Origin of the sequence: Methylobacterium sp. J-076 (genome assembly GCF_022829405.1) — a bacterium.
Lineage (GTDB): Bacteria > Pseudomonadota > Alphaproteobacteria > Rhizobiales > Beijerinckiaceae > Methylobacterium.
Genome location: NZ_JAKSXW010000118.1, coordinates 102,664 through 116,805, shown reverse-complemented (window position 1 = coordinate 116,805; position 14,142 = coordinate 102,664). Strand labels below are relative to the sequence as shown.

The following is a 14,142-nucleotide window of genomic DNA, read 5'->3' as shown; positions in this document are numbered from 1 at the left end:
GCGGGGAGGGGAGGGCGATGCCCTTGAGAGCCATATCGATGTCGCTGCGGGTCGCCCCCCTCGTCGTCCTCGCGCTCTGCGCCGCCGGCCCGGCCCGGGCGGTGGAGGTGCTGACCGGCACCCTCAAGAGCGCCGCCGGGCGCGGGGAGATCGTGATCGGCTACCGGGAAAGCTCGATCCCGTTCTCCTTCGTGGAGGGCAAGCGCGCGGACGGCACGCCGCGGGTGGTGGGCTACGCCATCGACCTGTGCGGCGAGGTGGTGGAGGACGTCCAGAAGGCGATCGGCCGGCCCCTCAAGGTGCGCTACGAGCCCGTGACCCCCGACACCCGCATCGCCGCCGTCGCCGGCGGCAAGGTCGACCTCGAATGCGGCTCGACCACCGCCAACGCCGCACGGCGCCGGCAGGTCGCCTTCTCGCCCGTGGACTTCATCAGCGCCACGAAGCTCCTGGTGCGGAAGGGGTCTCCGGTCGCCTCCTATCGGGACCTCGCGGGCCGGACGGTGGTCGTCACCTCCGGCACCACCAACGAGGGGATCCTGCGCGACCTCCTCGCCCGCCTGAAGATCGCGGCCCAGGTGGTCACCGCCCCGGACCATGCCGCCTCCTTCGCCATGGTGAAGGAGGGCAAGGCCGACGCCTTCGCCCTGGACGACATCCTGCTCTACGGGCTGATCGCCACCGATCCGGCGGACGGGCCGTCCTACACGGTGCTGCCGGACAAGCTCTCCTACGAGCCCTACGGCATCATGTTCCGCAAGGACGACCCGGAGATGGCCGCCCTGGTCGCGGCCACGTTCACCCGGCTCGCCGAATCCCGCGAGCTGCGCTGGACCTACGAGCGCTGGTTCCTCAGGCGCCTGCCGAACGGCGAGCGCCTCGACGTGCCGATGTCCGACGACCTGCGGGTGAGCTTCCAGCTGATGGGGTTGGACGCGGGGGAGTGAACCGCCGTTCCGTCCCCCTCTACCAGGGAGGGGGCGACGCGTCCGGAAAGGTCGCGCCGGGCGTCCCATCCGGGGCCGTCGCGGCGCCCCTCTCCCGCCCCCCTTCGGGGGCCATCCTCCCCCGCAGAGGGGGGAGGGACGCGCGCGCGGCGCCTCGCTTTCGCCCCACCTCCCGCCGACAACGCCCGCGTTCACCCTTCGCTTACCAGAAGCCGCGAGCGTGCCGCCCATGTCGACCGCCGCCCTCCGCAGCCTCCTCATCGCCGCCGCCTGCTGCGCGGCGGGCGCCGCCCAGGCGCATCCCCACGTCTGGGTCACCGCCAAGGCGCAGGTGGTCTACGCGGAAGGCAAGGTGACGGGCGTGCGCCATTCCTGGGCGTTCGATCCGGAATACTCGTCCTACGTCACCCAGGGGCTCGACGCCGACAAGGACGGCAAGCTCACCCCCGCCGAACTGGCCGGGCTGGCGGCGACGAACACCGAGAACCTCGCCGAGTTCGGCTACTTCACCAAGCTTAAGGTCGCCGGCAAGGAGCAGGCCTTCGCCGACCCGAAGGAGCCGGGGATGCGGATGGAGGGCAACGCCCTGACCCTGAGCTTCCTCCTGCCCCTGAAGACGCCGGCGGCGCCGGGCCGGGGCGTGGCGGCCCTGGAGGTCTACGACCCGACCTACTTCGTCTCGTTCGGCTTCGCCGAGGGGGCCGACGCCGTGACCCTTTCGGGCGCGCCCCCGGGCTGCACCGCCACCGTCACCCGGCCGAAGGGCGACGGTGCGAAGGTGGCCGACGCCAAGGCCGGCATGAGCGAGGCGTTCTTCGAGGCGCTGACCGCCGCCTCCAATTTCGGCGAGCAGTTCGCCAACCGGGTGATCGTGGCGTGTCCGTAGGGATCGAGCTCGCCCCCGCGGCGCCCGCCTCGCGCCTGCCCCGGCGCCTCGCCCTGATGGCGGGCGCCGTCGCCCTGGCGGCGCTGCTCGTCGCCCTGCTGGCGTGGATGATCACACCGGGGATCGCGAGCCCGCCGCCGCGCTCGCCCTTCGGCATCGGCTTCCGCGAGGCGGCCCCCTCCGCCACCGGCCTCGGGGGGCTGATCCTGGCCCTCCAGGCGAGCTTCTCCAAGGCGATGAACGCCGCCGTCTCGGCCCTGAAGGGCGGGGGCGACTGGACGCCGCTGGTCGGCCTCGCCTTCGCCTACGGGGTGTTCCACGCCGCCGGGCCGGGCCACGGCAAGGCGGTGATCGCGGGCTACATCCTGGCCGGCGAGCGCGCCTTCCGGCGGGGCTGCGCCCTCAGCGCCTGCGCCGCCCTGCTCCAGGCCCTCGTCGCGATGGCGCTGGTGGGCGTCGGCAGCCTCGCCCTGAATGCCACCGCCGCCGCGATGACCCGCGCGGGCACGGTGATCGAGACGGCGAGCTTCGCCCTCGTGGCCGCCGCGGGCCTCGCCCTCACCTGGCGCAAGGCCGGGCAGCTCGCCATGGCCGGCGCCCCGGCCGGCGCCTGCGGGCCGGGCTGCGCGCACATGCCCGACGCCCGCGCCGCGGAGGCCGAATCCTGGCGCGAGCGGCTGGGGATCGTCCTCGCCGCGGGCTCGCGGCCCTGCGCCGGGGCGGTGCTGGTGCTGGTCTTCGCCCTGTCGCAGGGCGTGCCCTCCGCGGGCGTGCTCGCGGTGCTGGCGATGGCGGCGGGCACGGCGATCACCACCTCGGCCCTCGCCGCCCTGGCGGTCTTCGCCAAGCGCGCCGCCCTGGCCCTGGCCGGCGGGCGCGGGCAGGCCGGGGCGCTCGCGGTGGGCGGCCTCGAACTCCTGGCCGCCGCCTTCGTGCTGGTGCTCGGGGTGGCGATGCTCGCCGGTCTCGCCACCGGGGTCGGCGGCTAGAGCGTTTTCCGCCGAAGTGGATGCCGGTTCGGCGCAAGAAAATGCACGAAAGACAAGAGATTAGACCATTGTCTGTGATCCATGGATTACAGACAATGGTCTAGCCCCCCGTCGCGACGCGCCTCCCCGTCGAACCGGTCTCCATTCCGGCCGGCGGCGCTCTGGCCGGGCGGCCCGCCGCCGTGCCACTCTCCCGGAAACACCGGGAGGACGGGACATGGCGCATGACGCGGCCGACAGGACGATCATCACCTGCGCGCTCACGGGCTCCTTCGACACCCCGAGGAAGAACCCCGCCGTCCCGGTGAGCCCCGCGGCCATCGCCGCCTCGGCACTGGAGGCCGCCGCCGCGGGGGCGGCCATCGTCCACATCCACGTCCGCGACCCCGAGACCGGCGCGCCGAGCATGGCGCTCGCCCTCTACCGGGAAGTGGTGGAGCGCATCCGCGAGAAGAACGCCGAGGTCATCCTGAACCTCACCACCGGCGCGGGCGGGCGCTTCGTGCCCGGCGAGGCGGACCCCGCCGTGGCGGGGCCGGGCACCACCTTCGTCACCCCGGAGGCGCGCACCCGGCACGTCACCGCCCTGCGGCCGGAGGTCTGCACCCTCGACATCGCCACGATGAACTTCGGCGAGCACCTGTTCCTCAACACCCCGGCCCACCTGCGGGCGATGGCGCAGGCCATCCGCGCGGCGGGGGCAAGGCCGGAGATCGAGGTGTTCGACCTCGGCCATATCGAACTGGCCCGGCACCTCATCGCCGAGGGGCACCTCGCCCGGCCGCCGATGTTCCAGCTCTGCCTCGGCATCCCCTGGGGGGCGCCGGCCACGCCCGAGACCCTGGTCGCCCTGCGGGCGCGGTTGCCGGAGGGCGCGATCTGGTCCGCCTTCGGCATCGGCCGGGCGGAGTTCCCCATCCTGGCGGTGGCCGCCGGGATGGGCGGCCATGTCCGGGTCGGGCTGGAGGACAACCTCTACCTGTCCCGCGGGCAGCTCGCGCCGGGCAACGCGGCCCTGGTCGAGAAGGCGGTGAGCCTCCTCGCCCACCTCGACCGCACCCCCGCCACCCCCGCCGAGGCGCGGGGGATCCTGGGGTTGGGCGGATAGCCGGCCGCGCGCTCCCCCCCCCGCCTCTGCGGGGGAGGGCGAGACGCCCCGGCCCCTACTGCGCCAGCCCGACCTGGACGAGGTTGTCGCTGAAGGTCGGGGAGTGGCCCATGCCGCCGTAGGTGGACGCGCTGATCACGTTCACCGCCCCGTCGCGGTTCAGGGAGTGCCAGTAGCCCAGCGAGGCCACCACCATGCCCGGCGGCACGTCGTCGGTGACCTTGGCCTGGCCGTGGAAGGCGCCGCGGTCGTTGAACACCTTCACCAGCGCCCCCTCGGTGATCTCCCGGGTCTGCGCGTCGCGGGGGTTGATCAGGATCGCCTGCCCGCCCTGCGCGGCGATCTTGTGCGGCTCGTTCGCGTATTGCGAATTGAGGAAGCCGTGGCTCTTGGGGGAGACGATGTTGAGCGGGTAGCGCTCCGCCTGGGCCGGGTTGGTGGCCGGGCTCTCGTTGGCCGGAACGTAACCGGGCAGGGGGTCGAGGGGCTCGCCGCCCTGGCGCTGCTCGTACATCTGCCGGAAGGGCGGGGCGACGAAGTTGCCGGTGGTCGCCGCCGTCTCGGAGTAGAACTCGCACTTGCCCGAGGGCGTCGGGAAGTTCCCCTCCGCATGGGGGGTGCGGGTGGCCGGATCGCCGATGTCCAGGCGGTACCAGCCGTGCCGGCGGAAGTGGTCCATGCCGATGCCGCCGAGCTTGGGGCTGTCCCAGTCGAGGTACCACTCCATCAGCTCCGCCTCGCCCATGGCGAATTGCGGCTCGGTGAACCCGAAGCGCGTGGCCATCCGCCGGAACAGCTCGGCGTTGGAGACCGTCTCGCCCGGCGGCTCGATCGCCTTCTGGTTCAGGGTGAAGAAGAAGTGCCCCCAGGAGAACATCATGTCGTCGTGCTCGGCCGCCATCGTGGCCGGGAGCAGGATGTCGGCGTAGCGGGCCGTGTCGGTGACGAAATGCTCGCTGACGACGGTGAACAGGTCCTCCCGGGCGAGGCCGCGCTTGATCCGGGCGGTCTCGGTGGAGTTCGAGACCGGGTTGGCGTTGTAGACCATCAGGGCGTGGATGCCGGGGTCGATCCCCGCCTCGCCGGTGAGGATCTCCCCGAGCTTGAGCACGTTCAGGGCCCGCGTCCCCTCGGGGATCAGGTCCGGCCGGCAGACCCGGTCCCAGTGCACGGGGAACTCCCAGAGCGGCATCTGGTAGACGCCGCCGCCGGGATCCTTCCACGAGCCGGTGAGGGCCGGGAGGGAGAAGATCGCCCGCAGGGCCTGGGCCCCGCCCGCGCTGCGCTCTACGGCGACGCCGGGCCGGAGCGCCGCGTTGCGGGTGGTGGCGTATTCCCGCGCCAATCGCCGGATGTCGTCGGCGGGGATGCCGCAGACGTCCTGCGCGTATTCGGGGGTGAAGGCGGCCGCGCGCGCCTTGAGCTCGGCGAAGCCCACCGTGTGGCGGGCGATGTAGTCGTCGTCGGTCAGCCCCTCGGCGATGATGACGTGGATCAGCGCCATGGCCAGCGCCCCGTCCGTGCCGGGCTTCGGCATCAGGTGCCAGTCGGCCTCCTTGGCGGTGCGGGAGCGGTAGGGGTCGATCACCACCACCTTGGCGCCCTCGCGCTGGGCCTGCTTCACCACGTGCCAGTGGTGGATGTTGGTGGAGACGGAGTTGCAGCCCCAGATCACGATGTACTTCGAATGGGCGAAGCTCATCGGGTCGGTGCCGTTGGTCGGGCCCACGGTGAGGAGCCACGCCGTGCACGAGCCGGAGCCGCAGAAGGTCTTCTCCGCGACGGTGGCGCCCAGGCGGTTGAAGAAGGCGTCGCCGACGGTGAGCCCCTGCACCACGCCCTCGTTGCCGAGGTAGTTGTAGGGCAGGATCGCCTCGGCCCCGTGGGTGTCGATCACCGCGGTGAAGCGGCGGTGGATCTCGTCCAGCGCCTCCTCCCAGGTGATCCGCGCGAACTGACCGCTGCCCTTCGGACCGCTGCGGCGCATCGGGTAGAGCACCCGGTCGGGGTTGTAGTGGTGCCGGTCGAAGTCCTTGACCTTCGTGCAGAGGGCGCCCCGGGTCATCGGGTGGTCGGGGTTGCCGCGCACGCCCGTGAGCTTCCCCGCCTCGACGGAATAGATCATCGAGCATGTATCGGGGCAGTCGTGCGGGCACGCACCGAGCCGGGTCGTCGCCTCTTCCAGCATATCGCACTCCCTGTCTTGTTTTTTTGAATTGGACTTATTGAAGGGCATCATGCACGCCGCCGGCGCACCCGGCAACCGCCCCTGAAGTGCCCCGTGACGCTTGGCCCGCTTCCTCTCGCCCGGGCCGTATCCAGCCCGGGGCGGGGCGGCTACTCTGCCGCGTCCCGCGCAACCGGCCGCCCCGAACGCGGCGGGCGCGCGGACGCCACAGGGAGGAAGACATGCCGGTTCGCCACCTCGCCGCGGGGGCGCTCGCCGTGCTCGGCGCGTTCAGTGCCGCGCCCTCACGGGCCGCCGACCTCGCGCCGGTGAAGATCGGCGTGCTGAACGACCGCTCCGGCGTCTACTTCGATTCCACCGGCGAGGGTGCGGTGGTGGCCGCGCGGATGGCGGTGGAGGATTTCAAGCCGGCCGAGCACGGGCTGAAGGTCGAGGTCATCGCCGCCGACCACCAGAACAAGCCCGATGTCGGCGCCTCCATCGCCCGGCAATGGTACGACCGCGACGGGGTCGATGCGATCTTCGACGTTCCGACCTCCTCGGTGGCGCTCGCCATCGCGCAGATCACCAAGGAGAAGAACAAGGCGTTCGTGAATTCCGGCGGCGGCACCGCCGACCTCACCGGCCCGGCCTGCACGCCCAACACCGTCCACTGGACCTACGACACGGCGGCGCTCGCCAACGGCACCGGCAAGGCGCTGCTGAAGCGCGGCGGCAAGAGCTGGTACTTCATCACCGCCGACTACGCCTTCGGGCTGGCGCTGGAGCGCGACACCAAGGCGGTGGTGGAGAAGAACGGCGGCAAGGTGGTCGGCGGGGTGCGCACGCCGTTCCCGAACCCGGACTTCTCCTCGTTCCTGCTCCAGGCCCAGGCCTCGGGGGCGCAGGTGATCGGGCTCGCCGATGCGGGGCTCGACGCCGCCAACGCCATCAAGCAGGCCCACGAGTTCGGCATCCGCCAGGGCGGGCAACAGCTCGCCGCGCTGCTCATCGCCATCACCGACGTCCATTCCCTCGGGCTGGAGGTCGCCCAGGGCCTGCAGTTCACCGCCTCGTTCTACTGGGACATGACCGACGCCACCCGCGCCTTCGCCGCCCGGTTCGAGACGCAGATGCCGGGCAAGAAGCCGACATCGTACCAAGCCGGCGTCTACGCCAGCACGCTCCACTACCTGAAGGCGGTGGAGGCCCTGCACTCGGCCAAGGACGGGGCGGCGGTGGTCGCCAAGATGAAGGAGATCCCCACCGACGACCCGCTCTTCGGCAAGGGCACGATCCGCCCCGACGGGCGCAAGATCCACCCGATGTACCTGTTCGAGGCCAAGGCGCCCTCCGAATCGAAGGGCGAGTGGGACCTGTACAAGGTGCTGGAGACCATCCCCGCCGACCAGGCCTTCCGCCCGATGAGCGAGGGCGGGTGCCCGATGATCGCGAAGTAGCGGCCGTGAAATCCCTCCCCCCTCTGCGGGGGAGGGGGTGTTGAGGGTGACGTCGCGGCGTGATCAGAACCGGTAGGTGAAGTTCCCCTTCACCGCCTGGTCCTGCGCCCGCGGGCCGGTCTGGCCGGTATAGGCCACGCCCAGCGTCGCGTTCGGGGCGACCGCGAGATCGAGGCCGACCTCCGCCACCACCGCATCCCGGTCGATCGGCACGCCCGCCGACAGGAAGGCCGGGCCGGTGCCGAAGGACAGGAGCGCCTTCGGCACCACGTCCCCGAAGGCCCTGCGGTAGCCCAGCAGGGCGTGGGCCGAGAGGGGCAGGCCGAGGCCGAGGTCGAAGGCGGTCTGGCCGCGCACGCCCGCCGTCAGGGCGCCGAGGTCGTAGTCCCGGGTCAGGCCGCGCAGGGCCGCCACGCCGCCGGTCTCGGCGAAGCCGTCCCGGTGGATGCCGACATAGGCGCCGCCGACGAAGGGCTCGAGGTAGGTCAGCGCCGGCTGGACCGGCGTCACCGCCGCGCCCTTCGACACCAGCACCGCCGGGGCCGGCTGGCCCAGGACGAACCGGTAGCCGACCTCGCCGAAGCCCTGCACCGTATAGCCGCCGTAGCGGCCGGTCGGGGTGTCGGCCACGCCGGGGAAGCTCACCGTCCGCCGGGTGCGCAGCGCCTCGTCCGCGTAGACCGCGCCGAGCCGCACCGAGACCGGCCCGAGCTCATAGCCGCCGTAGACGCCGCCGAAGCCGCTCGTCACGCTCGCCGACTCGAACCGGCCGCTCGTGTCGAGGGTGTTCTCGGTGTAGCCGCCGACCACGCCGAGCTTGATCCCGCTCGGCAGCCGCACGTCGAGGCCCGCGGCGAAGCCGGCCAACGTCCGGTCGAGGCCCAACGCGTTCCCGCCCGAGGCGCTGCCGAAGGCGCCGAAGCCCTGGCCCCAGACGCCGACCACGGTCGGATCGAGGGTCTGCATCGGCACCGCGGAGATCAGCGGCCGGCGGGAGGGCAGGTCGGCGGTGTAGGCGGCGGGGAGGGTGCCGAAGTTCAGCCCCGAGGCGGCGCCGGGGGTGGTGCCCCAGCGCAGCCGGTCGAGGATCGCCTCGCGGACGAAGAAGGCGGTCTCGTAGGACGAGGACACCGTCGAGCCGTGGATGTCCCCCGACAGCGCCCGGAAAGCGCCCTGGGCCTCCGGGGTCGAGAGGCCGACGGTGGCGTTGTAGGCCGCGAGCCCCGGCCCGGCCGCCTGGATGGCGTTGGCCGCGGCGGCGGCGTTGCGGGTGGTGGCGAGGGACGAGAACGCCACGTCGTTGCGCGTCAGCGTCAGGTCGACCTCGGTCGGCTGGTAGCGCAGGGTCGGGGTGAGGAAGGCGAAGTTCGAGGTGACGCCCGCGAACTGCCCGGAGACGCCCCCGGCCGCGTTGAGGATCGCGTACCGGGTGCGCGGGTCGTAGGTGCCGGCCTGGGCCAGCACCTGCACCGTGCCCCCCGCCAGGGTGGCGGCGCCCGTCACCGCCAGCCGGTCGGACTGGCCGGCGGCGTTGGCCTCGACCTGATAGACCGAGCCCGGGGCGAAGGTGGCGTTCCCCGCCACCGTCAGGGTGCCGATGGAGTTGCCCGGCGCCACCGTGCCGCCGGAGAGGGCCGCGAGGCCGCCGACCGTGCCGGTGCCGCCGAGGACGCCGCCCGCGTTCACGATCACCGCGCCGCCGATCGTGCCGTTGGCGGAGAGCGCGCCGCCGTCGCCGATGCTCGCCCCGGTGGTGAGCCGGTCGGTGGGGTCCATCGTCAGGGTGCCGGTGACGTTCCCGAAATAGCCGGCGGCCGAATAGAGGTCGAGCCGGGCCCAGTAGCTCAGGGCCGAGCCGTAGAACGCCGCGAGCGCGTTGCTCTCGGTGTTCACCAGGATCTGGTTGATCGTCCCGGTCGAGAGCTGGCCGTAGAGGCCGCCGGACGGGGCGAGGGTCTTGGCCGCGGCGGTCGAGCCGCCGTAGAGCGTCGCCAGCAGGATCGAGGCGTCGGGGCCGCCGGACGGGGCCTGCTCCCGGGGCGCCTGGGCGAAGCTCAGGGTCGGCAGGCCGTAGGTCATGCGCGACTGGTAGAGCGCCTGGTTGGCCGCGGAGGGGATGTAGGGGTTGTTCGCGGTGTTGGCCGAACCCGCGGCGCAGGCGGCGACGGTGTTGCCGCACTGGGCCGAGAGGTAGCTCTGCAGTTCGGCCTGGGCCGCGGTGAACAGGGCCGGCATGTTGATCGCCGTGCCGGTGGTCGCGGCGGTGGCGATGTAGGCCGGGTTCGTGAAGGCCTGCGCGAGGTCGTAGGCCGAGAAGGCCCGCGAGGCGATGATGTCGAGGGGGTAGTGGACGCCCAGCACGATGCGGTCGTTGGCGTAGTCCGACGCCCGCAGCACCATGTTCTGGTACTGCTGCGGCACCAGCATGGCGAGCAGGTAGCCGTCGGTAAAGGCGTACTGCGTGTGGCCGCTCGGGAAGGACGGGTTGGTGGCGATGCCGTTCAGCGCCGTCGGATCGAACACGTTGTACCGGCTCTGGGCCACCTGGATCGGCCGCGACGAGCCGTAGACGTCCTGCCCGCCCTGCGTGTTGCGCACGTTGTAGGCGAGGTCGAGGACGCTGTCGTAGCGGTTCGGCAGGGTGCCGGTGGCGCCGGCCGCGCCGGCGGGGGAGCCCGTGGGGATGGTGTAGGACGAGGTCGGCAGGGTGTAGCCCGCGGGCGCCACGGCCGCGACCGGGACGTAGCCGGCGGGGGTGGTGCTCGGGTTGGTGGCGGCCCCGTTGGCGAAGTAGTTCTTCGCCACGCCGAGATCGGCGCTGAACACCGAGTAGGCCCGGTTCAGCAGGTTGAAGGTGGCGGCCAGGGGGCCGGACGTGCCGGTGCTGGCGCGGATGCCGGCCTGGTAGATCGCGCCGAGCTGGGGCCCGAGGCCGCCCACCGGCTGCAGGGGGTTGAGGCCGCCCGCGCTCTGGGCCGCCTGGAGCGGCAGGCCGCCCGCGAGGTTGTCCGCCGGGCCGAGGGTCACCCGCGTGCCGTCGGCGAGGGTGATGGTGGTGGCGAAGGCCGCGCTGCCCGGCAGCGCCTTGTCGCTGATCGCCTTCTGCTGGTCCGCCACCGAGGCGCCCTGGTTCTGGGCGATGGCCTGCGACAGGTTGAGCTGCAGCGTCTGCCGGCCGACCTCCGTGCCGTTCAGGCCCAGGAACGGGCTCAGCAGGTTGAGCACGTTGACGTTGGACGGCGTGGTGTTGACCGTCTGGGCCTGTGCGGCCGGCACGCCGAACGCCGCCAGGGCGAGCGCGGCGAGCGAGACACTCTGCTTGAAGTCCATTGTCGTCCCCCACCGGCTGGTCCCCTGATGGCGGGTCTCTAACAAAGGCCTACGCTGGTGATGCTGTCATAATTCAGTCATAAATTGATTCCGATCGCGGCGTGATCTTGCGGCAACATCCAGTTGCTTGAGCCGACTAAAGTTATAGAGCCGCAATGCTTGCCGGGAGGCCGAGGGCGGGGCCACGCGCGTGCCGCCCTCGGCCTGAGGCGCCGGGGGAGGCCGTCACATGCGCGTGGTGACGAACGCCTCCGCGCGCTCGTCCGCCTCCCGGCCGGCGGCCTGGAGGAGCGGCACGACGCCCTGCGCGTCCGGCGTGACGAGGTAGCTGAGGTCGAGCCCGTCGCGGATGAACCCGTGATCGCGCATGTGGTCGAACAGGCCGAGGAGCGGGGCCCAGAACTCATCGACCGAGACCAGCACGACCGGCTTCCTGTGCCGCCCGAGCTGCGCCCAGGTGAGCTGCTCCACCAGCTCCTCCAGGGTGCCGATGCCGCCCGGCAGGGTCACGAAGGCGTCCGAGCGCTCGAACATCAGGCGCTTGCGGGTGTGCATGTCCGGCACGACGATGGTCTCGTTCACCGCCTCCAGCATGTTCTCGCGGGCCTGGAGGAAGTCGGGGATGATGCCGGTGACGTGGCCGCCGCCTTCGAGGACGGCGCGGGCCACGGCCCCCATCAGGCCGACGTCGCCGCCGCCATAGACCAGCGACATCCCGGCCTTCGCCAGGGCGGTGCCCAGCACCTCCGCCGCCTCGCGGAAGGCGGGATTCCGGCCGAACCCGGAGCCGCAATAGACACAGACCGTCCTCACCAGGGCCATCCGGCGCCCTCCTTCGCGCGTCGTGGGGGCCGCCCCGGAAGTCCCGCATCGGGCGCAGACCGCAGCAAAGTGCTGAATTCCCGCGCGATTTGCCCGTCTCGGGGACGGGGCGGCTTGGTGCCCGGCCCATGTACGGTATTATAGGCGCCGCAGTCGACGGGTTTCCACGAGGAGGTCCGCGAAGTTTCGAGTTTTCGTCCCTTGAGTGCGGGGCGGCGGGGAGGCGATCGTGGTGACGACGGGGCGGGTGCGGCACGGAATCGTCCTGGCGCTCGCCGGCCTCCTGGCCGGGCTCGGGATCGTGACCGCCCTGTATTGGGGTGGCGGACTGCCGCAGCGGGACGGGCCGGAGGCGGGCAGCACGGCCCCCGCGCCCGCCGGCCCGGCGAGCGGGGATGCCGGCAAGGGCGCAGGCCGGGGCGACGCCGCCGACAGGGGCGCGGCCGGCGACGGCGCAGCCCGCGAGGGTGCTGACAAGGGTGGCGTGGGCCAGAAGGGCGTTAGCGAGGAGAGCGCCGGCAAGGAGAGCGGCAAGGCGGCCGAGCCCGCCGATGCGCCGCGTTTCGACATCGTCCGCATCGAGCCCAACGGCGACGCGGTGGTCGCCGGACGGGGCAAGCCGAACACGGTCGTGGAGATGCTGGTCGACGGCAAGCCCGTCGCCCGGGCCCTGGCCGACCCGAACGGCCAGTTCGCCATCGTCCCGCCGCCCCTGCCCAAGGGCGCCAGCGAGATCGTCCTGCGCTCGCGCACCGCGGACGGGCAGGAGACCCGCTCGCCGCAGAGCGTGGCCGTCTCGGTCTCGCCCAAGGGCGACACCCGCCCCCTCGTGGCGCTGACGTCCCCCGATGCGCCGACCGTGGTGCTCTCGCAGCCCGGCCTACCGGAGACGCCCTCCGCCATCGCGGGCACGGCGGGGCAGGGGACGGGCGCGGGAGCGGCGCAGGCTCCGTCCGGCGCGACGGAGGTGCCGGCGCGGATCGTCAGCGTCGATGCCGAGCCCGGCGGGCGGCTGTTCGTGACGGGCGCCGGCAAGCCGGGCGCCGAGGTGCGGCTCTACCTCAACGACACGCTGATCGCCCCGGGCAAGGTCGGCCCGGACGGGCGCGTGACCTTCACCATCGGCCGCGGCGTCGCCGGGGGCCAGTATCAGGTGCGGATCGACGAGATCGACCCCAGGTCCGGGCAGGTGCGCCACCGCGCCGAGGTGCCGTTCGCGATGCCGCGGCAGGTCGCCGAGGCGGCCGCGGGACGGCCCTCGCCGCGATCCGGCCAGGACGCCGTGGGGACGGGCGGCGCCACGCCCCCCGCCGCCTCAGGCCGGGCGGGCGGCCCAGGGCCGGCGGCGGCGGACGCCACCTCCACCGCGAAGGCCGACGGGCCGATGGCGGCCACCCGGCAGGCCATGCCCGGCACGGGCCGGGGCCTGGCCGCATCCGGCGCGGTGTTCGTGCCGGAGATCGCCACCGCCCGGATCATCCGCGGCGACAGCCTGTGGCAGATCAGCAAGCGCACCTACGGCCGCGGCGAACGCTACACGGTGATCTACGACGCCAACCAGACGCAGATCCGCAATCCCGACCTGATCTATCCGGGCCAGCTCTTCGTGCTGCCCAACGACCGACGGGGGTAGGGGAGGCGAACCTCGTAGTCGCGCAATCCCGGCCCGGGCCCCCTGATTGCGAGGTCGCCCGCATCCCCGAGCGACTGGAGGCGCCCGAACAGGACGATGTCGCTTACCCCCTGGCCCGGCGGGTCCAGCGCGGCGGACAGGTGGTGCAGGGTGCGCCCGATCACCCTGGCGGCGACCTCCCAGTCGGCCCTGGCCTGAGAGGTGAGGGCGGCGTCGAACTGCGTCAGCGGGGCCGAGACCAGGTGGCCGTCCCGGACGACGCGGAGTGGGGCATTCTCCCTCCTCAGCTGCGCCCAGGTGGCCGCGGCGGCCTCGCACTCGGCGCGCGGGAGGACGCGCCGCCTGTCCTTCAGGCCGGAGGCGACGATGTCCTCCCGGCGCATCATCCCGAGGGACCAGGGCCTCCGGATGCCGTCCCGCGTGACGACGGCGAGGCCGGTCGCGTCGATGATGTCGAACGGGCGGCCGGCCATGCGGAACGCGAATTCCAGGAAGCTGGCCTGCTCGGCGGCGTCGCTCATGCAGACCCAGTAGACGGGATGCACGGCGGGCGACGTGGCCTCGGCCCAGGGCTCCTCCGGCTCCCGGCAATCGTCGCGGGGATCGCAGCGCAGGACGGTCCTGATCCACCTCTGGCGGACATCCGGGTCCGGCGGATCGATCGGGCCGACGTTCAGGCCGCTCGGAAGCCCGATGACGCGCGCATCGCAGCCCTGCGACCGGAGGGCATCGCGGATGGTCTCCGCACTGCTCACCCCAGCCATCACGTGGACGGTCTCGGCGACGCCCCGCATGTCCCA

General features: G+C 72.6%; 10 protein-coding genes. 6 read left to right on the top strand and 4 right to left on the bottom strand.

Going from position 1 to position 14,142, the window contains the following annotated elements; translation table 11 throughout:
- Positions 1 to 38 precede the first annotated feature (38 nt).
- From MKK53_RS11850 to MKK53_RS11835, 4 genes are all read left to right on the top strand, one after another.
- Positions 39 to 947, top strand: coding sequence for an amino acid ABC transporter substrate-binding protein (locus tag MKK53_RS11850; RefSeq protein WP_243928896.1), 909 nt, complete (start codon positions 39 to 41; stop codon positions 945 to 947).
- 229 nt (positions 948 to 1,176) lie between these two features.
- Positions 1,177 to 1,833, top strand: a complete 657-nt coding sequence (locus MKK53_RS11845) for a DUF1007 family protein (RefSeq protein WP_243928895.1) — start codon at positions 1,177 to 1,179, stop codon at positions 1,831 to 1,833.
- Positions 1,824 to 2,822: a nickel/cobalt transporter gene (locus tag MKK53_RS11840; protein WP_243928894.1), complete on the top strand. Its 999-nt coding sequence runs from the start codon at positions 1,824 to 1,826 to the stop codon at positions 2,820 to 2,822. The genes MKK53_RS11845 and MKK53_RS11840 overlap by 10 nt, the downstream gene beginning before the upstream one ends.
- A gap of 217 nt (positions 2,823 to 3,039) precedes the next feature.
- A complete protein-coding gene (locus MKK53_RS11835) occupies positions 3,040 to 3,930 on the top strand; it encodes a 3-keto-5-aminohexanoate cleavage protein (RefSeq protein WP_243928893.1) in 891 nt (296 codons plus the stop codon).
- Positions 3,931 to 3,985: 55 nt separating this feature from the next.
- On the opposite strand, the gene MKK53_RS11830 is transcribed toward MKK53_RS11835, so the two are convergent.
- Positions 3,986 to 6,118, bottom strand: coding sequence for a molybdopterin-dependent oxidoreductase (locus MKK53_RS11830; protein WP_243928892.1), 2,133 nt, complete (start codon positions 6,116 to 6,118; stop codon positions 3,986 to 3,988).
- A gap of 221 nt (positions 6,119 to 6,339) precedes the next feature.
- Between MKK53_RS11830 and MKK53_RS11825 the strand changes: the two genes are divergently transcribed.
- Positions 6,340 to 7,557 (top strand): ABC transporter substrate-binding protein, encoded by a 1,218-nt coding sequence (locus MKK53_RS11825; protein ID WP_243928891.1) that lies wholly within the window; start codon positions 6,340 to 6,342, stop codon positions 7,555 to 7,557.
- A gap of 63 nt (positions 7,558 to 7,620) precedes the next feature.
- On the opposite strand, the gene MKK53_RS11820 is transcribed toward MKK53_RS11825, so the two are convergent.
- Positions 7,621 to 10,887, bottom strand: a complete 3,267-nt coding sequence (locus tag MKK53_RS11820; RefSeq protein ID WP_243928890.1) for an autotransporter domain-containing protein — start codon at positions 10,885 to 10,887, stop codon at positions 7,621 to 7,623.
- A gap of 225 nt (positions 10,888 to 11,112) precedes the next feature.
- The gene (locus MKK53_RS11815; protein WP_243928889.1) at positions 11,113 to 11,709 is read right to left on the bottom strand and encodes a TIGR00730 family Rossman fold protein; all 597 of its coding nucleotides are present in this window, start codon (positions 11,707 to 11,709) and stop codon (positions 11,113 to 11,115) included.
- A gap of 229 nt (positions 11,710 to 11,938) precedes the next feature.
- Between MKK53_RS11815 and MKK53_RS11810 the strand changes: the two genes are divergently transcribed.
- The gene (locus MKK53_RS11810) at positions 11,939 to 13,342 is read left to right on the top strand and encodes a LysM peptidoglycan-binding domain-containing protein (RefSeq protein ID WP_243928888.1); all 1,404 of its coding nucleotides are present in this window, start codon (positions 11,939 to 11,941) and stop codon (positions 13,340 to 13,342) included.
- Here the strand turns inward: MKK53_RS11810 and MKK53_RS11805 are convergent.
- Positions 13,297 to 14,136 carry a DUF3658 domain-containing protein gene (locus tag MKK53_RS11805; protein ID WP_243928887.1) on the bottom strand — a complete coding sequence of 280 codons (840 nt, stop codon included), beginning with the start codon at positions 14,134 to 14,136 and terminating at the stop codon, positions 13,297 to 13,299. The genes MKK53_RS11810 and MKK53_RS11805 overlap by 46 nt on opposite strands.
- Positions 14,137 to 14,142: the final 6 nt, after the last annotated feature.